Origin of the sequence: Serratia rhizosphaerae, from assembly GCF_009817885.1 — a bacterium.
Classification (GTDB): domain Bacteria; phylum Pseudomonadota; class Gammaproteobacteria; order Enterobacterales; family Enterobacteriaceae; genus Serratia_B; species Serratia_B rhizosphaerae.
On sequence record NZ_CP041764.1, the window covers coordinates 1,166,928 to 1,189,033 of the forward strand.

The window sequence follows — 22,106 nt, forward strand, 5'->3', positions numbered from 1 at the left end:
TTATTCATCCAGATTCTCAATGGCGATCCGGTAGTGGAACGCCGACTGACTGATGGATACCGGCTGGCGGCGCGCACTCGTCTGGTAGCGGATCTCACTGATCAGCGCCCCGCGATCGTCATACAGACGACGGCGATCGCCGCGATCCTCCAGCCGCCAGCCCGTCGGCAGTTGAGCCTGCCACTGCGCCTGCGGCCAGTAGCTCAGCATAATATCCGCCAGCACCTGGGCGGCCGGCGGCAGCTCACCCAGCTTGATAAACTGCTGACTGCGGATACCCTGTTCATCATAAACCAGATTAAACAGACGAATACCCAGCGGCGACATGCCCACCAGCGTCAGACGCTGACCGTCGGCGTTCAACAGCACCATCATCGTGTGCCGTTGCCCTTTTACCTGCGCGTTCAGCAACTGCTGCTGGCTGAACGGCTGCGCCAACGTCGGCGGCGGCAGGGCAACCCGTGTACCGGGCTTCAGCCAGGCGCTGGGCGCATCGGGCGCGGAAGATGAACCGGCACAGCCGGTCAGCAGCGCGCCAAGCAGCACGAGCGGGAGCAATAGACCGCGCATCAGACATTACCTCTTAACGTTTTTCTCAGGGTCAGCGGCGCCAGCAAAAACGCCACCGCAATGCCGCCGCTCAGGACGATGCCAAAACTGGCGATCGCCTGCGTATGGCTGAATACCAGCATGCCGAAGGTCAGCTGCGTGGTGAACACCGCCATAAAAATGGCAAACATCGAGGTGGTCGGCGTCCCGCGCGGATTGGTGAAAAACAGCGTGTAGTTGATACCAATCCCCAGCACCAGCACCAGCGCCAGCAGCGAAAACAGATTCAGCGTATGGCCGCTCAGCGCCAGCGCCGCAATGCCGCCGCCCAGCGACAGCAGGGTCGGCACCATACAGCGCAGCGCGTGGCGGATACCGAAGCGCCACAGATAGATAGCCGCAATCGCCGCCACCGACAGCATCAGCAGGTAGGACAGATACAGCCGGTAGTGGCCAAACAGTTCGCTGAACTCCGTTTTGCGGTCGATCCAGCCGCCGCCCGGCACCTGCTGCGCCAGCTTCAGCATCGCGGCACTGTCCTGCACGCCGCTGACGGGGACCAGCGCCGCGCTGCGACCGTCCGGCAGCGACAGCCATAATAGCCGCCATCCTTCGCTGACCACGCTGGTTAACCATTGTTCCGGCTTCACCCAGCGCGCCTGCAGATCGGGCTGAACGACCGCGACGCCGGCCTGCTGCAGCTGCGCCGTCACCTGCGGGGCCACGCGCGCCAGCAGCGCCGCGTCTGCATGCTGCTGACGCAGAGAAGGCAGCGGCAGCAGGCGATAATCACCCAGCAGCCCCTGCCGCTGCGCCTGCTGCAGTTTAGGCCGCAACATTTCCAGCCGCTGCAGCGTCTGCTGCGCATTCTGCCCGTATATCACCAGCCATTTCTGATCGTTATGCTGCCCGGTCAAGGCGGCGATCTGCCGTTCTTGCTGCTGCAGCCCGGCAGGCAGCGACTGCAGCTGACCAATATCATCGTCAACACGCAGTTGACTGATGCCCACGACGACCACCACGGCGATCGCACCGGGCAGACCAAAACGCAGCAGCGGCCGACGCCAGGCCCGCAGCCAGCGCATTATCAGCGTCAGCCCCGGCGCGCTGCGCACCGGCAGACGCCGTGACAGCTGCGGGTACCAGCAGATCACCGTCATGCACGCCGCGCTCAGTCCCACGGCGGCGAACACCGCCAATTGCTGTAAGCCCGGGAACGGGGCGATTAACAGCGCCAGATAGGCCACCACCGTCGTCAGCAGCGCCATCGACAGCGCCGGCAGCAGCTTACGCAGGCTCTGCAACGGCGTCGACTGCTGGCCATGCACCATGCGCTCACTGAGGAAATACAGCGTATAGTCGGCAGAAATGCCGACGATGCTGATGCTCAGCACCAGCGTCATCAGATGAACTTCGCCGAACGCCAGCAAGGTGGCGACCGTTCCCGCCAGCGCGCCGACGCCGATCGACAGCGCACACAGCAGCAACGGCAGCGGCGAGCGGAACATCAGCAGCACCAGCAGAAATACGCCGGCTACAGAGGCCAGTCCGATGGTGGAAATATCGTGCTCAGCCTGCTGGCTGGCATAATCGCTGTAATACAGCGCGCCGCGCTTTAACACCTCACTGCCCGGGAAACGCTGCTGCAGCTGCTGTTGCAGTCCGTTCAACGTCTCTACCATCTGCCGCGCGCTGCGCATATCGTAAGAAGAAGCGCGTAATTCGCCATGCAGCAGGTACCAGCTGCGCCCCTGCCGATCCTGCGCCGTCAGCCAGCCGTCCTGCAGACGCAGCGCGCCGCCGTTTTGCTGCTGCGCCAGCTGCGCGCCCCGCACCAACAGCAGCGGATCGTGCGTCAGTTCCTTGCCGCTGACTCCGGCGAACGCCGAATAGAGCTGGCCGAGGATCCATTGGCTTTGCGCCTCCGCGCCCTGCTGCAAGCGCTGGCGGGTGGCGTCATCCAGCAACGCGTTGCGGTGCTGATAAAAGAACTGCCCCCACTGCTGCTGACGCCCGGCATCCAGCGGGCCGGCGACCTGCTGCAGCGCCGGCAGCGCCTGCAACTGCTGATACCACCAGGTCACCGCGGCGTCATCCTGCCCCGGCGCCGGGCTGACCAGCCACATCAGTTGGCGATCCAAACGCTGGCTGAAACCGTCCGCCAGCGCCTTCGGCACCTGAGACGGCGAGGCGTGCGGCAACAGCGCCAGCACGCTGCTGTTTATCTGGCTGCGCGGCGCCAGCACGCACAGCGCCGCGATCAGCGACAGGCAAACCACCAGCCAGCCATAAGCCAGGCGGCGGTGAATATTAGGGCGCAAAACGTTGCTGCTCCTCGGCGGTCAGCGTCGCCGGCACGGTACGCTGATTAAAGAAGCGGATATGGGTGGCGTCGTTTTGTTTATCATCGATATCGATGGTGTTCAGAAATTGGGCGCCGTTGAGCGTGATGCGGGTAAACAACTTGTCCAGCGGCGTGGTTTTCGGCGTCAGCACCAGGCGCCAGTTTTCATCACCCCGATCGCTGAACTGCAGGGTAAAGTTTTGCTCCAACGCCTGACCGTCCGCATGAAATAGCGCGCTCAGCAGATGGTTGAACTGAAACATCTGCGGGTTATTTTCCGCCGTTATCACCTGCGGCGCCTGCCCGCCCACGGTTTGCACCATGCGCTTGTCATCCAGCAACAGCGTCAGCGGGAAGGGGCGCTGCTGCGCCCACCACAGCCCTTTCTGCTGGGAGATCAGCAACTCGCCGCCTGAGTGCAGCGGCTTGGCCATGCCGCTGATGCTGCGCTGTTGCTCAAATTCGGCGCGCAGCACCGCCTGCTGGCTGAAGCGCTGTTGCAGCTGCGGCAGCGTGACGGCCTGCGCCCCCACGGCAAACAGGCACAGCGTCAGCAAGAGCCACTTTTTCATCGCTTACCCTCCAGCTTGTCCAACAGCACCTGCGGCGCAGCAAAGCACATCTCCTGGCTGCTCGCCTCCACCGCCACCTGAATGGTGTAACCGCTGGTAGTACGCTGGCCGCTTTCCGCATCCAGGATCTGATAGCCGATACGCAGGCGATTCTCATACTCCTGCAGCGTAGCGCAGACAATCACCCGCTGTTCAAAACGCAGCGGCGCGATATATTTCACTCGCGTATCCACGATCGGCCAGATATAGCCGGAAGCCTGCATCTGCCGATAGCCATAGTCGAACTGTTTCAGCAGCGCTTCGCGCGCCACTTCAAAGTAGCGAAAATAGTTGCCGTGCCAAACTACGCCCATCGCATCAACGTCGTGGAACGGCACGGTCATCTCCACCCGTACGGAAAAACGCGGATCGTCTTGCAGATTCATGCCTCAGGCTCCTGTCGTGCAGGCGGCGTGACCGCCAAGTGCCAGAAATCGAAAAAATTAAACCAGTCGAGCGGCGCCTGCAGGCAATAGTGCTCCAGCCGCGCCGCATAGCGATCCACCGCCTGCTGCAGCGCCCGCTGCCGGTCGCCGCGCGGCAGAGGCAGCGGGTCGGCGAAGGGTTCAAAGTAGACCCGCAGCTCGCCCTGCTGTTTAAGGCCGAACATCAGAAAGACCGGGCAGCGCAGCGCCGCGGCCAGCACGAACGGCCCCTGGGGAAAAGGCGCCGCCTGCCCGAGAAAGTCGCTCCAGACTACGCGCGGCTGTTCGCCGCGCTGGTACTGTCCGGCGGAGGTGCGGTCGCCGACGATGGCCACCCATTCGCCGGCGTTCAGCTTATCCATCAGCCGCATAGCCGTTTCCGGTCCCAGCGTGGAAACCTGGATCAGGTTCAGGTTGGCGCGCGGATTTACCTCTTGCATCACCTGGTTAAAGCGTTCAGCGTGTTCGGTAAACACCAGCGCATTGACCTTGACCGCGTCGCCCAATTCGCCCAACGCGCGGCACGATTCGATATCGCCAAGGTGCGATGCCAGAATCAGCGTGCCTTTGCCCGAGTCGATCTGCTGCTGGCAACGCTGGCGATCCATCAGCCGGATCCCCTGCAGATCGCCCTGCCAGCTGGCCAGCTTATCCAGCATGGCATCGCCAAAACGCATAAAGTGGCGAAAGCTGTTCAGCGGCTGCGGTAACGGCTGCTGACGCTGCTGCGCAAAACGCCGCAGGCGCTGTAAATAATCGCGCGATGCCCGGCGCTGCGCGCGTCCGGTCAGCCAGAAATAGCCGGCCACCGGATACAGCAGCAGCTGAAACGCCCGGCGGCCGAACAGCTTGTACACCCTGAGCATTAGGCGAATGCCCCACAGCCCCTGGCGCTCACGCGCCGCCGACCAGTGCTGCGGTTCCGCCTGCCGCCGGCGCTGGCGTAATAAACGCGGAATGCGCGGCAGCATGCCGATAAACAGCCGGGTATGCATCCAGGAAATACGCAGGTTGTCACGCAGCGCGTCGAAGTGGGAAATGCCGCCCGCCGGATAGGTCACGCGGGTCGGTAAAAAGCGGCTGGGTACTCCGCGCCAATACAGGCGCACCATCACTTCGGTATCGAAATCCATGCGCTGCCCCAGCCGGCGGCTGTTCAGCAGCGTCAGCGTTTCTGCCAGCGGATAGACGCGAAAACCGCACATGCTGTCCTGCAGAGAAAAGGAGAGCGTTTCCAGCCATACCCAAAAGTGGGTGATATAGCGGCCATACAGTCGCGCCTTCGGTACCGACTCATCGTATACCGGGCGGCCGGAGATCAGCGTATGCGGATAACGGCGGGCCTCATCCAGCATGGCTGGAATATCGCTTAATTGATGCTGGCCGTCGGCGTCCAGCTGCAGCGCATGGCTGAAGCCACGCTGCTGTGCCAGTTGCAGGCCGGCGCTTACCGCGCCGCCTTTACCGCGGTTTTGTTCCAGCCGCTGCAGCGTCATCCACGGCCACTGCGCCGCCAGACGCTGTAATTCCGTCGCCGTCTCGGCATCGCTGCCGTCGTCAATCACCAGGCACGGCAGTTGATAGGCCGCCAGTTGCTCCAGGACACCGGCCATCATCGCGCCGTGATTAAAACAGGGGACGATCAGGCAGGGCAGAAACTCACGATTCAGCGACATAGTGCAATCTTCCCGCTGCTGGCGATAACCTCACCGACGTGATAGCTGAACAGCAGTTTCTGCCGGGCCGGCTGCCACTCCAGCAACAGCGTCACCGTCTCCAGCGGCAGAATCGGCCGCTGAAATTTCAGCACTTCCATACCGCAGAAAACGCCGTCAATCGGCAACAGCGCGGCGGCGAACTGCATCGCCCAGTTAACCTGCGCCACGCCGGGCAAGATAGGGTGCTGGGGGAAATGACCACGAAACCACGACAGCTCTGCGGGCAGCCTCATCGTCACCGTGGCGTGGGTCGTATCCGTTGTCTGCTGTTGCAGCACCTCGGGATGCATCATAAAAAGAGTTCCTGTAATTCAGCGTAGGCGCGTTTCCCCTGCGGATTGCGCGGGATCGCCGTGACAATCCGCCAGCTGCGCGGCAGCGCCACCGGCTCCAGCCACGGGCGCAGCGCCTGATGTAAACGCCGGGTGAACAGACCTTCCGACAGCGTCTGCCGTTCGGCGCGGCCCTGTGCCGACAGGACAATCACCGCCCCCAGGCTGATGCGCCCTTTACGCCGCAACGGCAATACCGCCGCATCGCTGACGGCCGGCAGCGCCCGCAAGCGTCGTTCCACTTCAGTCAGCGACAGGCGCTTTTCTTCGATTTTAATAATACGGTCGCTGCGCCCCAGCAGGTGAAAATAACGCGTATCCGCCGCCGGTTGCAAAATATCATTCAGCGACAGCGGCGCATCCAGCAGCGGCGAGTCAATCTGCGGCAGCCCCTGCGCATCAACCTGCAGGGTGACGCCGTCAAACAGGCGCCACGCCGACTCTGGCTGATGCTGCTGCCGCCAGCCGATAATGCCGGTTTCCGTCGCACCATAAATCTCCAGCGGTAACGTCCCCAGCAGACGCAGCGAACGCTGCGCCTCTGCGAACGGCAACGGGCCGCCGGCGGAGAACACCAGCGCGCAATCCAGCGGGCTTAGCGCAGCGTCCAGCCGTGTTAGCCAGGCCGGGCTGCTGATAAACAGCAGTTGACCCACCTGACGTTTGGCAATCAGTTGTTCATGATATTCCGTAAGTTGCGCATCGAACGGCACGCCGCAGGCCATCGGCATAAAAAGGCGGAAGCTCAGGCCATATAAATGCTGATGAGAAACGGAGGCCGCGATCCAGCGCCCCTGAAACTGCGGCAACCAGCGGGCTGCCAGTAACGCGCATTCTTCATCCAGCGCCGCGACCGGCTTGTGTACCTTCTGCGGCTCCCCCGTCGAACCGGAGGTATAGAGAACCAGGCTGGCGGCATCCGGCCAGTCCGGCAACGCGGCGCTGCCTGCGGCGCCTTCTTCGACCGTCAGGCTCGGTACGCCAAGCATCAGCGGCAAATCACTCAGCAACGCATCAAAATCCGCGCGCTGCTCTTGCAAAATGGCTTCTCGCTGATGGCCGAAAATAATCGGCACTTTGCCGCAGTACAGCGACGCTAACAACGCGACCGTAAAACGGTAGCAGTCATCGAAGCAGAGCGCCCAACGTTTTTCCCTGTACGCGTTAAGCTCGTGATACAGCCCGGCGACATCACGACGCAGCTGAGCCAGCGTTATCCGCAGCTCACCGCGCCAGGCGACCACGTTATCAGGCGCTCGCTCCTGCGACAGCCAGCGGCTCATCGGCAAGGTCAGCGGCGTTTTACCCTTTGTCTCGCGATCCATTCTCCCCCCATCAGGGCGCCCATCAGCAGGTAACTGATCCCGCCGTTGTATAACGTCCATAGCTTGATATCCCCCAGTTGGCAGGTGATTAATGCTATTGAGGCGTTGACAATAAAGAACCCGCACCAAACCTGGGTGACCCGGCGCGTATAAGCCACGCCTGCGGCAGACAGCGCCGGTTCGCGCAGGCGCGCCAACCGCTCGACTAGCGTCGGGGGAAACCACAGGGAACAGGTGAAAAGCACCAGCAGCAGCAGGCTGACCAGCATCGGGTAGTACAGCAGCCAGTGGGATTGCCCCAGCAACCAGCTGCTCACGGCCAACACGATGCCCACCAGAGCCAGCATTTTCGCCAGGCCGCCATGCTGACGCCATCCGCCGCGCAGCGACAGCAGGCGCAGGGTGAAGAGTAAAGCCAGCAATGGCGCCAGCAGCTGCGTACCCCAACGGCTGACGCCAAACCATACCGCAAACGGATACAGCGCCAGCAGCAGCCAGGTCAGCGCCTGTAACAGCGTTCGACTATGCGCCAGCCAGCGTCTCACCGTGCGCCAGCTGTATCAGTTGCCGGGGTTAAGCAATTGATCGATAGCATCGACCACGTCTTGTACCGTACGCACCGATTTGAACATTTCCGGTTTGATCTTCTCACCGGTGATTTTTTGCAGATGCACCACCAGGTCTACGGCGTCGATGCTGTCCAGATCCAGTTCGTCATACAGGCCGGACTGCGGCGTAATATCCTGGGCATCAAGCTCAAACAGCTTCGCCATCAGCGTCTGAACCTCTACAAAAATCTGCTGCTTATCCATGAAAACCCCTTATTTGCTACGCTGTGCGGAAACAAACGCGGCCAACGTTTCCACAGAATAAAAATGCTGACGCATATCGTCGCTTTCGGCCGACAGCACAACGCCATAGCGGTTTTTCAACGCCAGCCCCAATTCCAACGCATCAATGGAATCCAGTCCTAATCCTTCGCCGAACAAAGGCGCCTGTGTGTCAATCTCATCCGGCGTCATGCCTTCAAGATTGAGCGAATCAATAATCAATTGCTTGATTTCGGTGCTCAATAAATGCATTCCACTATTTCTCATTATTTATAGAATCTGACTGTAAGGCGTCAGTTAAATGCTGGGTTAAACGTCTTGCTGCGCGGGCAGGAGAAACATCGTCCTCGCGCATAAAAGTGCGCGTATCGATCTTATCCAGAACAGTTACGCGAAACTGCGGTTTTGTCGCCGGGATATTATACCATTTGCCCTGTTTCGTCAGCATTGGCGGCTCGCAGTGGATCTGCACCAGTCGGATGGGACATTGGCTGCGAATCGCGATATTCGCCGCACCGCGCTGCAGCGTCAGCGTGGTTCCCGGCGTGGTGCGCGTCCCTTCGGGGAAGATGAGAATCGTGCCGCCGCTGGCCAGACGTTGCCGGCACTGCTCCAGTAAACGCTCAGATTCGGCATTCGCCAGATAACCGGCCGCCTTAATCACGCCGCGCACGAATACATTGCGCAAAAGCGCCTGTTTAACGATGCAGTCGCAGCGCGGCATGCGCGAAGCCAGTAGCACATAGTCCAACAGGCTGGGATGATTGGCGATCACCAGACAGCCGGCATCCTCTTGCAGACGTTCTTCATGCTCGAAAGCATAATCGAGTACGCCGAAAAAACGGCAGGCGGCCAGAAAAACGCGAAAGCTGTGGCGGATAGAATCCTGAGTTAGCTGATGACGCCGGGCCGAATCACGCACCAGCAGGCGCAGCAGATTGAACCAAACGCAGGAGAGCAGCAGGCCGCCGACGCCAAACAGGGCGAATAATCCGCCGGTCGCAACCACGCGCCAGCTGCGGTTCAGCCACGATGAGGGTGGCGTGGGGTTAGCTTTCCTAGCCATCATGCGTCCAGCGCCAATCGTGTCGCGGACCCGGCACGATAAACTCTGTTTGCCCGCTTAACCAGTGGCGCAGAAAGGATAAACTTTGTGGTAAAGACTCAGCGGCCGCTTGCCTGGCGACCGGTACGCATTGTAATGACTCCCCCGCCGCCAACAGCAGCGCCAACGCATAGGGGCGAGCGGTTAGCGAGACAAAAGGTTGGTAGACCTCAGGCAGCGCACCGTCAAAATCCACCAACAAAACCCGTTCCGCCGCGCCGCTGGCTAATATCCCCAGCGCTTCCAGTATTCCCTGTTGAAAACTGTCTTCGCCAGCGGCCAGAGAGGTGGTGGGTAAGGTATTTTTAGCAATGATAGTTAACCAGCCTGCAGCGGTATTATGCACCGACATGGCAAAATCGGTCGGCGACAGCGATTGTTGCTGGTTCAGGTGCTGCAGGATCTTATGGGTGCGCTCCAGCTCGCCGTGGCGGCTGGTAAAGATGGCCATATCCACAACCTGCTGCTCCAACAATGTCAGACCACATTCGACGGCCAAGCGTGTGCCTGCGCTCATGCGTCGTAAAGACATCATGGGAATATGTGGGCAAGGAGGCAAAGTCTGCGTGGTTGTCTCGCCATGTGGCCCTCTGGCCCACTGACGCCAGTTATCTGCAGTTTCATATCCGGCGGCCAACGCCCACCAATTGAGTATCTTCATGCGACCCGCTTGTCACCAGAATATATCGTGCATAAATTTATGATATTTACCCCCGGATAACATGGCTAAAAGTCTGATTTTATAACCTGCATTTATTTTAGTGAAAATAAATTTTATTTATTAGTCAGTTAACTATATATCAATCTGCCAGCGTCGCATTGTGCTAACGCATTAAAGCCGAACGAGACAGGAATAAAATAGGCTGATAACCGCAGCGTTCTTTCCAGGGTAAGGTACTAAGAGTTTTATTAGGTGTGATTTTTGCACATGAAAAAGCCCTGAGTCAGAGACTCAGGGCTTATCAATAAAGTGGCGGAACGGACGGGGCTCGAACCCGCGACCCCCTGCGTGACAGGCAGGTATTCTAACCAACTGAACTACCGCTCCACCGATTCTGTTACGTTGCTTTTTTCAAAGCAGCAAGGCTTCTTTTGAGCCTCGCAATTATCAGGCGTCACTCTGATAACGTTTATTTGATGCCTGGCAGTGTCCTACTCTCGCATGGGGAGACCCCACACTACCATCGGCGCTACGGCGTTTCACTTCTGAGTTCGGCATGGGGTCAGGTGGGACCACCGCGCTATTGCCGCCAGGCAAATTCTGTTTCAATCAACCCGCAACGCATCCACGCCGCCGGTCAATCCAATCTCGGAACTTCGCTGAAAATAAAATCGCGTCTCTAAAACACCTTCGGTGTTGTAAGGTTAAGCCTCACGGTTCATTAGTACTGGTTAGCTCAATGCATCGCTGCACTTACACACCCAGCCTATCAACGTCTTAGTCTTAAACGTTCCTTCAGGGACCTTAAAGGCCCAGGGAAGACTCATCTTGAGGCAAGTTTCGCGCTTAGATGCTTTCAGCGCTTATCTTTTCCGCACTTAGCTACCGGGCAATGCCATTGGCATGACAACCCGAACACCAGTGGTGCGTTCACTCCGGTCCTCTCGTACTAGGAGCAACCCCTCTCAATCTTCCAACGCCCACGGCAGATAGGGACCGAACTGTCTCACGACGTTCTAAACCCAGCTCGCGTACCACTTTAAATGGCGAACAGCCATACCCTTGGGACCTACTTCAGCCCCAGGATGTGATGAGCCGACATCGAGGTGCCAAACACCGCCGTCGATATGAACTCTTGGGCGGTATCAGCCTGTTATCCCCGGAGTACCTTTTATCCGTTGAGCGATGGCCCTTCCATTCAGAACCACCGGATCACTAAGACCTGCTTTCGCACCTGCTCGAGCCGTCACTCTCGCAGTCAAGCTAGCTTATGCCTTTGCACTAACCTCACGATGTCCGACCGTGATTAGCTAACCTTCGTGCTCCTCCGTTACTCTTTGGGAGGAGACCGCCCCAGTCAAACTACCCACCAGACACTGTCCTCACCCCCGATTAGGGGGCCGAGTTAGAACATCAAACATTAAAGGGTGGTATTTCAAGGTTGGCTCCATGCAGACTGGCGTCCACACTTCAAAGCCTCCCACCTATCCTACACATCAAGGCTCAATGTTCAGTGTCAAGCTATAGTAAAGGTTCACGGGGTCTTTCCGTCTTGCCGCGGGTACACTGCATCTTCACAGCGAGTTCAATTTCACTGAGTCTCGGGTGGAGACAGCCTGGCCATCATTACGCCATTCGTGCAGGTCGGAACTTACCCGACAAGGAATTTCGCTACCTTAGGACCGTTATAGTTACGGCCGCCGTTTACCGGGGCTTCGATCAAGAGCTTCTGGTTACCCATAACCCCATCAATTAACCTTCCGGCACCGGGCAGGCGTCACACCGTATACGTCCACTTTCGTGTTTGCACAGTGCTGTGTTTTTATTAAACAGTTGCAGCCAGCTGGTATCTGCGACTGGCTTCAGCTCCATCCGCAAGGGACTTCACCTACGCGCCAGCGTGCCTTCTCCCGAAGTTACGGCACCATTTTGCCTAGTTCCTTCACCCGAGTTCTCTCAAGCGCCTTGGTATTCTCTACCTGACCACCTGTGTCGGTTTGGGGTACGATTTCGTGTTACCTGGAGCTTAGAGGCTTTTCCTGGAAGCTTGGCATCAACTACTTCTGCACCGTAGTGCATCGTCATCACGCCTCAGGGTTAGCAAGTAACCGGATTTACCAGGTCACTCCCCCTACACGCTTAAACCGAGACAACCGTCGCTCGGCTAGCCTAGCCTTCTCCGTCCCCCCTTCGCAGTAACACCAAGTACAGGAATATTAACCTGTTTCCCATCGACTACGCTTTTCAGCCTCGCCTTAGGGGTCGACTCACCCTGCCCCGATTAACGTTGGACAGGAACCCTTGGTCTTCCGGCGTGCGGGTTTTTCACCCGCATTATCGTTACTTATGTCAGCATTCGCACTTCTGATACCTCCAGCATGCCTCGCAGCACACCTTCAACGGCTTACAGAACGCTCCCCTACCCAACAACGCATAAGCGTCGCTGCCGCAGCTTCGGTGCATGGTTTAGCCCCGTTACATCTTCCGCGCAGGCCGACTCGACCAGTGAGCTATTACGCTTTCTTTAAATGATGGCTGCTTCTAAGCCAACATCCTGGCTGTCTGTGCCTTCCCACATCGTTTCCCACTTAACCATGACTTTGGGACCTTAGCTGGCGGTCTGGGTTGTTTCCCTCTTCACGACGGACGTTAGCACCCGCCGTGTGTCTCCCGTGATAACATTCTTCGGTATTCGGAGTTTGCATCGGTTTGGTAAGCCGGGATGGCCCCCTAGCCGAAACAGTGCTCTACCCCCGAAGATGAGTTCACGAGGCGCTACCTAAATAGCTTTCGGGGAGAACCAGCTATCTCCCGGTTTGATTGGCCTTTCACCCCCAGCCACAAGTCATCCGCTAATTTTTCAACATTAGTCGGTTCGGTCCTCCAGTTAGTGTTACCCAACCTTCAACCTGCCCATGGCTAGATCACCGGGTTTCGGGTCTATACCTTGCAACTAGACGCCCAGTTAAGACTCGGTTTCCCTACGGCTCCCCTATTCGGTTAACCTTGCTACAAAATATAAGTCGCTGACCCATTATACAAAAGGTACGCAGTCACACCACGAAGGTGCTCCCACTGCTTGTACGTACACGGTTTCAGGTTCTATTTCACTCCCCTCGCCGGGGTTCTTTTCGCCTTTCCCTCACGGTACTGGTTCACTATCGGTCAGTCAGGAGTATTTAGCCTTGGAGGATGGTCCCCCCATATTCAGACAGGATAACACGTGTCCCGCCCTACTCATCGAACTCACGACCTGTGCATCTTCGTGTACGGGACTATCACCCTTTACTGTGCGACTTTCCAGACGCTTCCACTGACACACAAGCCGATTCAGGTTCTGGGCTCTTCCCCGTTCGCTCGCCGCTACTGGGGGAATCTCGGTTGATTTCTTTTCCTCGGGGTACTTAGATGTTTCAGTTCCCCCGGTTCGCCTCGTTAAGCTATGTATTCACTTAACGATAGTGTGTCGAAACACACTGGGTTTCCCCATTCGGGTATCGTCGGTTATAACGGTTCATATCACCTTACCGACGCTTTTCGCAGATTAGCACGCCCTTCATCGCCTCTGACTGCCTAGGCATCCACCGTGTACGCTTAGTCACTTAACCTCACAACCCGAAGGTGTCTTTCGACATCGTCGCATTGCTACATTTGAGAGACTCTATGACAGGTTACTCCTCATCCCGAACTTCTACGGGGGACAAGTTTCAGCTGCCATGTTTCAATTTTCAGCTTGTTCCAGATTGTTAAAGAGCAAATATCTCAAACATGACTCGCAAGTCAGTTTTGAGATATCGTTTGATACCGTCTTTCACCCGATATCAGCAAATGGCGTCCCCTAGGGGATTCGAACCCCTGTTACCGCCGTGAAAGGGCGGTGTCCTAGGCCTCTAGACGAAGGGGACACGGTATATGTCGGCTTCGCAGACGCTTTGCTCGTTCTTTTCATCAGACAATCTGTGTGGACACTGCACAGTCAGGATATCTTTAGGTAAGGAGGTGATCCAACCGCAGGTTCCCCTACGGTTACCTTGTTACGACTTCACCCCAGTCATGAATCACAAAGTGGTAAGCGCCCTCCCGAAGGTTAAGCTACCTACTTCTTTTGCAACCCACTCCCATGGTGTGACGGGCGGTGTGTACAAGGCCCGGGAACGTATTCACCGTAGCATTCTGATCTACGATTACTAGCGATTCCGACTTCATGGAGTCGAGTTGCAGACTCCAATCCGGACTACGACGTACTTTATGAGGTCCGCTTGCCTTCGCAGGTTCGCTTCTCTTTGTATACGCCATTGTAGCACGTGTGTAGCCCTACTCGTAAGGGCCATGATGACTTGACGTCATCCCCACCTTCCTCCAGTTTATCACTGGCAGTCTCCTTTGAGTTCCCGGCCGAACCGCTGGCAACAAAGGATAAGGGTTGCGCTCGTTGCGGGACTTAACCCAACATTTCACAACACGAGCTGACGACAGCCATGCAGCACCTGTCTCAGAGTTCCCGAAGGCACCAAAGCATCTCTGCTAAGTTCTCTGGATGTCAAGAGTAGGTAAGGTTCTTCGCGTTGCATCGAATTAAACCACATGCTCCACCGCTTGTGCGGGCCCCCGTCAATTCATTTGAGTTTTAACCTTGCGGCCGTACTCCCCAGGCGGTCGATTTAACGCGTTAGCTCCGGAAGCCACGCCTCAAGGGCACAGCCTCCAAATCGACATCGTTTACGGCGTGGACTACCAGGGTATCTAATCCTGTTTGCTCCCCACGCTTTCGCACCTGAGCGTCAGTCTTCGTCCAGGGGGCCGCCTTCGCCACCGGTATTCCTCCAGATCTCTACGCATTTCACCGCTACACCTGGAATTCTACCCCCCTCTACGAGACTCTAGCCTGCCAGTTTCAAATGCAGTTCCCAAGTTAAGCTCGGGGATTTCACATCTGACTTAACAAACCGCCTGCGTGCGCTTTACGCCCAGTAATTCCGATTAACGCTTGCACCCTCCGTATTACCGCGGCTGCTGGCACGGAGTTAGCCGGTGCTTCTTCTGCGAGTAACGTCAATGTAATGCCGTATTAAGACACTACCCTTCCTCCTCGCTGAAAGTGCTTTACAACCCGAAGGCCTTCTTCACACACGCGGCATGGCTGCATCAGGCTTGCGCCCATTGTGCAATATTCCCCACTGCTGCCTCCCGTAGGAGTCTGGACCGTGTCTCAGTTCCAGTGTGGCTGGTCATCCTCTCAGACCAGCTAGGGATCGTCGCCTAGGTGAGCCATTACCCCACCTACTAGCTAATCCCATCTGGGCACATCCGATGGTGTGAGGCCCGAAGGTCCCCCACTTTGGTCCGAAGACGTTATGCGGTATTAGCCACCGTTTCCAGTGGTTATCCCCCTCCATCGGGCAGTTTCCCAGACATTACTCACCCGTCCGCCGCTCGCCGGCAAAGTAGCAAGCTACTTTCCGCTGCCGCTCGACTTGCATGTGTTAGGCCTGCCGCCAGCGTTCAATCTGAGCCATGATCAAACTCTTCAATTAAAAGCTTGATTCGCTAAGTTAATAGCTATTGCTCAAAGATTTACTGCATGAATTTTACTTCAGCTAGTCACTCTTCAAGACTTGATATTTTTTTGCATCCGAAGATGCTGGATATCGCCTTGTGAGTGCCCACACAGATTGTCTGATAAATTGTTAAAGAGCATCGCCGGAGATAATTCTCATCGGCGCGGGCTGCGTATACTACGCTTTTCGCCCGGAGAGTCAAGCGTTTATTTCGCTTTCTTCTCGCTGACCCGGCGGCTTGTCAGTCGTTGTTCCCGGTCAGTGGAGGCGCATTATAGGGAGTTCTCAGAACGCCGCAACCCCTAATTTCAAAAAAAACGCCAACCGCACAAAAAACACGCGATATTGTCATTTTAGGATATTTATTAGGCAAAAAAGGGACTTTTTTGCCCCTCTTCAGTGACAACCCCGACAAAACCGCCAAAAAGAAAAGGAGCGGTTACCCGCTCCTCTTTATAGATACCACTCACGCCCTTCTACTGTTTGGCGACAATATGGTCGTTTTCCACGTCCAGCGTCACCGGTTTGCCGGGCACCAGCTCACCGGAAAGGATTTGCTGCGCCAGCGGGTTCTCGATCTCCTGCTGGATAGCGCGTTTCAACGGACGTGCGCCATAGACAGGGTCGTAACCGGTCTTGCCAAGCAGCTCCAACGCCGGCTCGGTGATAGTGACTTCGTAACCGCGCTCTTCCAGACGTTGATACAGACGATCCAACTGAATCTTGGCGATAGCGGCGATGTGTTTTTGCCCCAGCGGGTGGAATACCACAACCTCATCTATACGGTTGATGAATTCAGGACGGAAGTGATGCCCCACCATTTCCATCACCGATTCTTTCATCTGCGCATAGTTCATCTGGCCAAAGTGTTCCTGAATCAAATCAGAACCCAGGTTAGAGGTCATGATCACCACGGTATTACGGAAGTCGACGGTACGCCCCTGACCATCCGTCAGGCGACCATCATCCAGCACCTGCAGCAGAATATTGAACACGTCCGGGTGCGCCTTTTCCACTTCATCCAACAGGATGACGGAATAAGGACGACGGCGGACGGCTTCCGTCAGGTAGCCCCCTTCTTCATAACCAACATAGCCCGGAGGCGCACCCACCAGCCGAGAGACCGAGTGTTTCTCCATAAACTCGGACATATCGATACGCACCATCGCGTCGTCGCTGTCGAACAGGAACGATGCCAATGCTTTACACAGTTCGGTTTTACCCACCCCGGTCGGGCCGAGGAACAGGAAGGAACCGATCGGCCGGTTCGGATCAGACAGGCCGGCACGGCTGCGGCGAATCGCATTGGATACCGCGCTGACCGCTTCATCCTGACCAATCACCCGTGAATGCAGCTCTTGCTCCAAACGCAGCAGCTTATCGCGCTCCCCTTCCAGCATGCGCGCCACCGGAATACCGGTCGCTTTGGCCAACACCTCGGCGATTTCCGCATCCGTCACGCGGTTACGCAGCAGCTTCATGCTCTTGCCTTCAGCCTGCGTCGCCGCCGCCAGCTGTTTTTCCAAATCAGGGATCTTGCCGTATTGCAGTTCGGACATCCGGCCCAGGTCGCCGACGCGACGCGCCTGTTCCAGCGAGATCTTCGCCTGCTCCAGCTCAGCCTTGATATTCTGCGTGCCGGAGAGGGAGGCTTTTTCCGCTTTCCACTCTTCTTCCAGCTCAGAATATTCACGCTCTTTCTGTTCCAGTTCGGTGCTGAGCATTTCCAGCCGTTTCTTACTGGCGTCGTCCGACTCTTTATTCAGCGCCTGCTGCTCCAGCTTCAGCTGGATAATGCGGCGCTCCAGACGGTCGAGCGATTCCGGTTTGGAATCCATCTGCATACGGATGCTGGAAGCGGCTTCATCGATCAGGTCGATGGCCTTGTCCGGCAACTGGCGGTCAGAAATATAGCGGTGCGACAACGTTGCCGCAGCCACGATCGCCGGGTCGGTAATCTGTACGTGGTGATGCAGTTCATAGCGTTCCTTCAAGCCACGCAGGATCGCAATGGTGTCTTCCACGCTCGGTTCCGCCACAAAGACTTTCTGGAAACGACGTTCGAGCGCCGCATCCTTCTCTATATACTGACGGTATTCGTCCAGCGTCGTGGCACCAACGCAGTGGAGCTCACCGCGCGCCAGCGCCGGCTTCAGCATATTACCGGCGTCCATCGCGCCGTCGGCCTTACCGGCCCCGACCATGGTGTGCAGTTCATCAATAAATAGAATGACGCTGCCTTCCTGCTTGGCGAGATCGTTCAGTACGCCTTTTAAGCGCTCTTCAAACTCGCCGCGGTATTTGGCGCCGGCAATCAGCGCGCCCATATCCAACGACAGCACGCGTTTGTTCTTCAGACCTTCCGGCACTTCGCCGTTCACAATACGTTGCGCCAGCCCTTCGACGATCGCGGTTTTACCCACGCCTGGCTCACCAATCAGCACCGGGTTGTTTTTGGTACGGCGCTGCAGCACCTGGATGGTGCGGCGGATTTCCTCGTCACGGCCGATTACCGGGTCAAGCTTGCCCTGTTCAGCGCGTTCGGTAAGGTCGATAGTGTATTTTTTCAATGCCTGACGCTGATCTTCAGCCCCTTGGTCTTCCACGCTGTCACCACCCCGCATTTGGTCAATTGCCTTGCTGATTTTGTCGCCCGTTGCGCCGGCGGCTTTCAGCAGTTCGGTCAGGGTGCCGCGATCTTCCAGCACCGCCAGAACGAATAATTCGGAAGAGATAAATTTGTCGGCGCGCTTCTGCGCCAGTTTGTCGCACAGGTTCAGTACACGCACCAGTTCATGGGACGGCTGTACGTCACCACCGGTGCCTTCAACCTGCGGCAGGCGCGATAGTGCCTGTTCGATGTCAACACGCACGCGCCCGGCATCAATACCGGCGGACGTTAATAAAGGACGAACCGAGCCCCCTTCCTGATTGAGCAGCGCGCTCATCAGATGTAACGGTTCGATAAATTGATTGTCGTGCCCAAGGGCGAGAGACTGGGCATCGGCGAGGGCCAGCTGGAATTTGTTGGTAAGACGATCCAGACGCATAACACCTCCAATATGGTCAAAATTGCTACTGGAGATTAAATGAGGTCATTCCTCAAATTTTCAAGGTTATTTCGACACTATATTATCGGTACTACGTTATGCGTCAGTGGATCGTCCTAATTCAATAGGTTATATCAGCCAGATTAAACTTGCCAGACGTCCGGTTATGCCATCGCGCCGATAGGAAAAGAAATCGCTCTTTTCGCTAACGGTACAGCGGTCACCGCCGTAAACGGCGTTGATGCCGGCGCGTTGCAGTCGCTGGCGCGCCAGCAGATAAATATCGGCAAGATATTTCTCCCCGAATGGGGTAAAGGCCCGCTCGGCAAGTGCATCCGCAGCGATAAACGCCGTCCGCACCTCAGCACCGACCTCAAACTGCCGCGGGCCGATCGCCGGCCCCAGCCAGGCGCTGATCTCGCCCGGCTCGGCATAAAACTCGGCGATCGTCTGCTCCAGCACGCCATGGCACAACCCGCGCCAGCCGGCATGGGCGGCGGCCACTTCGTCGCCGCGACGGGAGCAAAACAGCACCGGCAGACAATCCGCCGTCATCACCGCACACACCTGCCCCGGCTCACGGGTATACACCGCATCGGCCTGCAGATCGTCCGGCGTCTGCCCGTTAAGGCGTACCACCCGCGTACCATGCACCTGGTCCAGCCAGTGCGGCATCTGCGGCAGGCCGGCGACGCTCACCAGGCATTCCCGGTTTTGCTGTACCGACTGCGGCCGGTCGCCGACGTGCATGCCGAGATTCAGGGAATCATAAGGCGGCAGGCTGACTCCGCCCCGGCGGGTGGTGCTGCAGGCCTGAACGCCTTGCGGCAACGGCCAGTCGGGCAGAATCAACGTCTCCATCACCAATCCATCTGGTCTTTAAATTCTTCGGTATCCGCTTTCAGCGCGTCGATAAGGTCGACCATATCCTGCGGCAGCGGCGCATGCCACTCCATCTGGATGCCGCTGATCGGATGATACAAACGCAGCATGGTGGCATGCAGCGCCTGACGGTCAAAACCGCGCAGGGTATGGATAAACGCGTCCGATGCGCCTTTAGGCGGACGCGGACGGCCGCCGTACAGCGGATCGCCCACCAGCGGGTGGCTGATATGCGCCATATGTACGCGAATCTGGTGCGTACGCCCGGTTTCCAGCCGCAGCCGCAGCCGCGTATGCGCGCGGAAGTGCTCCATAATGCGGTAATGGGTTACCGCCGGTTTCCCCATCGGATGCACCGCCATGTGGGTACGTTTGGTGGAGTGGCGCGCAATCGGCTCCTCCACCGTACCGCCGGCGGTCATGGTGCCAATCGCCACCGCTTCATACTCGCGGGTAATATCACGCGCCTGCAGCGCTTCCACCAGGCGCGTCTGCGCCGGGACGGTTTTGGCGACCACCATCAGGCCGGTGGTGTCTTTATCCAGACGGTGCACAATGCCGGCGCGCGGTACGTCAACAATCTCGGGATAGTGGTACAGCAAGGCGTTAAGCACCGTGCCGTCCGGGTTGCCTGCCCCCGGGTGCACCACCAGATCGCGCGGCTTATTGATCACCAGAATATCCCCATCTTCATAGACGATATCCAGCGGGATGTTCTGCGGCTCCCAACGCGCTTCTTCTTCAATCTGCGCATCAATGGCGACCGTCTCTCCTCCCAGCACCTTCTCTTTCGGTTTGTTTATCGTTTTGCCGTCGACCTGCACCCGATCTTCCAAAATCCACTCTTTTATGCGAGATCTTGAATAATCAGGGAACAATTCGGCCAAAGCCTGATCTAAACGTTGTCCGAGTTGAGATTCGGCCACCGTTGCGGTGAGTTGTACTTGTTGTGCCATATGCAGCTTCTTCGTTAACGTTGGGTTTTCACGGCGATGCCGTTTAATATAATGTGCTATTGTAACTGGTCTTTGTCGGGAGCTTAACGGACAGTCTCCCGGAATAACACCCTGAGGATAATCAAAACGTCATGACGCGTATGAAATATCTGGTGGCTGCAGCCACGTTGAGCCTGGCGCTGGCAGGTTGCTCCAGTTCCAAGGATGCGGTTCCCGACAACCCGCCTTCGGAAATCTATGCTAACGCCCAGCAAAAATTGCAGGACGGTAACTTCAAGGGCGCGATTACGCAACTCGAAGCGTTAGACAACCGCTATCCATTCGGGCCTTACTCCCAGCAGGTACAGCTCGATCTGATCTATGCCTACTATAAATCGGCCGATCTGCCGCTGGCGCAGGCGTCTATCGATCGCTTTATCCGCCTTAACCCGACGCACCCGAACATCGACTATGTGATGTATATGCGCGGGCTGACGGATATGGCGCTGGATGACAGCGCGCTGCAGGGCTTCTTCGGGGTCGATCGTTCAGACCGCGATCCGCAGCACGCCCGTGCCGCGTTCCGCGACTTCAGCCAGCTGATTCAGCAGTATCCGAACAGCCAGTATGCGACCGACGCGCAAAAGCGTCTGGTGTACCTGAAGAACCGTCTGTCCAAGTATGAGCTGTCAGTGGCGGAATACTACACTAAACGCGGTGCGTACGTCGCGGTTGTTAATCGCGTCGAGCAGATGATGCGTGAATACCCGGATACCAAAGCGACCCGCGATGCGTTGCCGCTGATGGAAAATGCGTATAAGCAGCTGCAGCTGAACAGCCAGGCGGACAAAGTGGCGAAAGTCATCGCCGCCAACCGCGCCTGATGCATCCTGCACAGCAGAAAGACAAAACGGCAGCCCTGGGCTGCCGTTTTTTTTGGCGCACTCTTAACGGATGATAAAAAATACGCCAGCCAAAACACGGCGTTAGCAAAGAACTTTCACCGGTTAACCTATCGATAATGCGCCATTACGCACCAAGACTCAAGCGTCAGTTAACGGTTTCCGAAAGCAAATCACAGATTGAACTAACTTTGCAAAAAGTGACAAAAAAAGGCGATTTTCGTCGCCCATTTACGCCAAAACGGGGGTATGCTGAATTTATCCAAAGACGGAAAGACAAGAGAGGTAAGTCATATGACAATCAACATTACCAGCAAACAAATGGATATCACCCCCGCAATCCGTAGTCATGTCGAAGACCGTCTCACCAAACTGGATAAATGGCAGGCCCAACTGATTAACCCGCATATCGTGCTGTCCAAAGAGCCGAAAGGGTTTGTGGCCGATGCCACCATCACCACGCCGAATGGCCCGCTGGTCGCCAGCGCCAAGCATGAAGATATGTATACCGCCATCAACGAGCTGATCGCCAAGCTGGAGCGCCAGCTGAACAAGGTGCAGCACAAGGGTGAAGCACGCCGCGCCTACGCCAGCGTGAAAGATATCGTGCCGGAAGCGGCGCCGGAGCAAGAATCATAATATCAGGCCTGTACCACATCAAACGCGCCTCCCGGCGCGTTTTTTGTCTGCCGGTTTTTATTGACACAGGGAAAAGCCTGCGGTTACTTTAAAACCTGTTGGCAACAGACTTGGATACCCAAATGCAACGCACACCGTTTTTCTTCGCATTCTTTTTTACCTTCCCCTGATTGGGAGGCGTTTCGTCGTGTGATAAAGAATGCGAAGACGAACAGCAAAGCCTCCTGGAGACAGGGGGCT

Annotated in this window: 18 protein-coding genes, 2 tRNA genes, 3 rRNA genes and 1 other annotated feature (1 of these 24 only partly in view); of the genes, 3 read left to right on the top strand and 20 right to left on the bottom strand. The window is 57.0% G+C overall.

Features of this window, described 5'->3' with window-relative positions; genetic code table 11:
- The 20 genes from FO014_RS05540 to rluD form a co-directional block, all read right to left on the bottom strand.
- A complete protein-coding gene (locus FO014_RS05540; RefSeq protein ID WP_160028224.1) occupies positions 1-570 on the bottom strand; it encodes a DUF3261 domain-containing protein in 570 nt (189 codons plus the stop codon).
- Positions 570-2,870: an MMPL family transporter gene (locus FO014_RS05545; protein WP_160028226.1), complete on the bottom strand. Its 2,301-nt coding sequence runs from the start codon at positions 2,868-2,870 to the stop codon at positions 570-572. Before FO014_RS05545 ends, FO014_RS05540 begins: the two co-directional genes overlap by 1 nt.
- Positions 2,860-3,465, bottom strand: coding sequence for a LolA family protein (locus tag FO014_RS05550; RefSeq protein WP_160028228.1), 606 nt, complete (start codon positions 3,463-3,465; stop codon positions 2,860-2,862). The genes FO014_RS05545 and FO014_RS05550 overlap by 11 nt, the downstream gene beginning before the upstream one ends.
- Positions 3,462-3,890: an acyl-CoA thioesterase gene (locus tag FO014_RS05555; RefSeq protein ID WP_160028230.1), complete on the bottom strand. Its 429-nt coding sequence runs from the start codon at positions 3,888-3,890 to the stop codon at positions 3,462-3,464. Before FO014_RS05555 ends, FO014_RS05550 begins: the two co-directional genes overlap by 4 nt.
- On the bottom strand, positions 3,887-5,605 hold the full coding sequence (locus FO014_RS05560; protein WP_160028232.1) for a glycosyltransferase family 2 protein: 1,719 nt from the start codon (positions 5,603-5,605) through the stop codon (positions 3,887-3,889). The genes FO014_RS05555 and FO014_RS05560 overlap by 4 nt, the downstream gene beginning before the upstream one ends.
- Complete coding sequence (locus FO014_RS05565; RefSeq protein ID WP_160028234.1) at positions 5,596-5,940, bottom strand: 3-hydroxyacyl-ACP dehydratase FabZ family protein; 345 nt, start codon at positions 5,938-5,940, stop codon at positions 5,596-5,598. The genes FO014_RS05560 and FO014_RS05565 overlap by 10 nt, the downstream gene beginning before the upstream one ends.
- Positions 5,937-7,304: an AMP-binding protein gene (locus FO014_RS05570; protein WP_160028236.1), complete on the bottom strand. Its 1,368-nt coding sequence runs from the start codon at positions 7,302-7,304 to the stop codon at positions 5,937-5,939. The genes FO014_RS05565 and FO014_RS05570 overlap by 4 nt, the downstream gene beginning before the upstream one ends.
- Entirely contained in the window at positions 7,271-7,849 is a 579-nt protein-coding gene (locus FO014_RS05575; protein WP_160028238.1) for a COG4648 family protein, read from the bottom strand. The genes FO014_RS05570 and FO014_RS05575 overlap by 34 nt, the downstream gene beginning before the upstream one ends.
- 15 nt (positions 7,850-7,864) lie before the next feature.
- Positions 7,865-8,116 (bottom strand): acyl carrier protein, encoded by a 252-nt coding sequence (locus FO014_RS05580; RefSeq protein WP_105229883.1) that lies wholly within the window; start codon positions 8,114-8,116, stop codon positions 7,865-7,867.
- Between the two features lie 9 nt (positions 8,117-8,125).
- Positions 8,126-8,386, bottom strand: coding sequence for a phosphopantetheine-binding protein (locus tag FO014_RS05585; protein ID WP_105229882.1), 261 nt, complete (start codon positions 8,384-8,386; stop codon positions 8,126-8,128).
- Positions 8,387-8,390: 4 nt separating this feature from the next.
- Positions 8,391-9,200: a lysophospholipid acyltransferase family protein gene (locus FO014_RS05590; RefSeq protein ID WP_160031361.1), complete on the bottom strand. Its 810-nt coding sequence runs from the start codon at positions 9,198-9,200 to the stop codon at positions 8,391-8,393.
- Entirely contained in the window at positions 9,193-9,900 is a 708-nt protein-coding gene (locus tag FO014_RS05595; protein ID WP_160028239.1) for a beta-ketoacyl synthase chain length factor, read from the bottom strand. The genes FO014_RS05590 and FO014_RS05595 overlap by 8 nt, the downstream gene beginning before the upstream one ends.
- A 310-nt stretch (positions 9,901-10,210) precedes the next feature.
- Positions 10,211-10,287: transfer RNA gene (locus FO014_RS05600), tRNA-Asp, on the bottom strand.
- A gap of 91 nt (positions 10,288-10,378) precedes the next feature.
- Positions 10,379-10,494: ribosomal RNA gene (gene rrf / locus FO014_RS05605) — 5S ribosomal RNA — on the bottom strand.
- A gap of 106 nt (positions 10,495-10,600) precedes the next feature.
- Positions 10,601-13,508, bottom strand: a 23S ribosomal RNA gene (locus tag FO014_RS05610).
- Positions 13,509-13,729: 221 nt separating this feature from the next.
- A tRNA-Glu gene (locus tag FO014_RS05615) sits at positions 13,730-13,805 on the bottom strand.
- An 87-nt stretch (positions 13,806-13,892) separates the two neighbouring features.
- Positions 13,893-15,434: ribosomal RNA gene (locus tag FO014_RS05620) — 16S ribosomal RNA — on the bottom strand.
- Together the 16S, 23S and 5S rRNA genes with 2 tRNA genes alongside form the textbook arrangement of a ribosomal RNA operon.
- 500 nt (positions 15,435-15,934) lie before the next feature.
- Positions 15,935-18,508, bottom strand: a complete 2,574-nt coding sequence (gene clpB, locus FO014_RS05625; RefSeq protein ID WP_160028240.1) for an ATP-dependent chaperone ClpB — start codon at positions 18,506-18,508, stop codon at positions 15,935-15,937.
- 129 nt (positions 18,509-18,637) lie between these two features.
- Positions 18,638-19,369, bottom strand: a complete 732-nt coding sequence (gene yfiH / locus FO014_RS05630) for a purine nucleoside phosphorylase YfiH (protein WP_111737689.1) — start codon at positions 19,367-19,369, stop codon at positions 18,638-18,640.
- Positions 19,369-20,346 carry a 23S rRNA pseudouridine(1911/1915/1917) synthase RluD gene (gene rluD, locus FO014_RS05635; protein WP_105229878.1) on the bottom strand — a complete coding sequence of 326 codons (978 nt, stop codon included), beginning with the start codon at positions 20,344-20,346 and terminating at the stop codon, positions 19,369-19,371. Before rluD ends, yfiH begins: the two co-directional genes overlap by 1 nt.
- A gap of 131 nt (positions 20,347-20,477) precedes the next feature.
- Between rluD and bamD the strand changes: the two genes are divergently transcribed.
- The 3 genes from bamD to pheL all read left to right on the top strand — a co-directional run bounded on the left by bamD (position 20,478) and on the right by pheL (position 22,036).
- Positions 20,478-21,209 carry an outer membrane protein assembly factor BamD gene (gene bamD / locus FO014_RS05640; protein WP_160028241.1) on the top strand — a complete coding sequence of 244 codons (732 nt, stop codon included), beginning with the start codon at positions 20,478-20,480 and terminating at the stop codon, positions 21,207-21,209.
- Between the two features lie 312 nt (positions 21,210-21,521).
- The gene (gene raiA / locus FO014_RS05645; protein ID WP_105229877.1) at positions 21,522-21,866 is read left to right on the top strand and encodes a ribosome-associated translation inhibitor RaiA; all 345 of its coding nucleotides are present in this window, start codon (positions 21,522-21,524) and stop codon (positions 21,864-21,866) included.
- Between the two features lie 121 nt (positions 21,867-21,987).
- Positions 21,988-22,106: a sequence feature (Phe leader region), on the top strand (it continues 8 nt past the right edge of the window).
- A complete protein-coding gene (gene pheL / locus FO014_RS05650; RefSeq protein ID WP_102024999.1) occupies positions 21,989-22,036 on the top strand; it encodes a pheA operon leader peptide PheL in 48 nt (15 codons plus the stop codon). Its footprint overlaps the feature before it by 48 nt.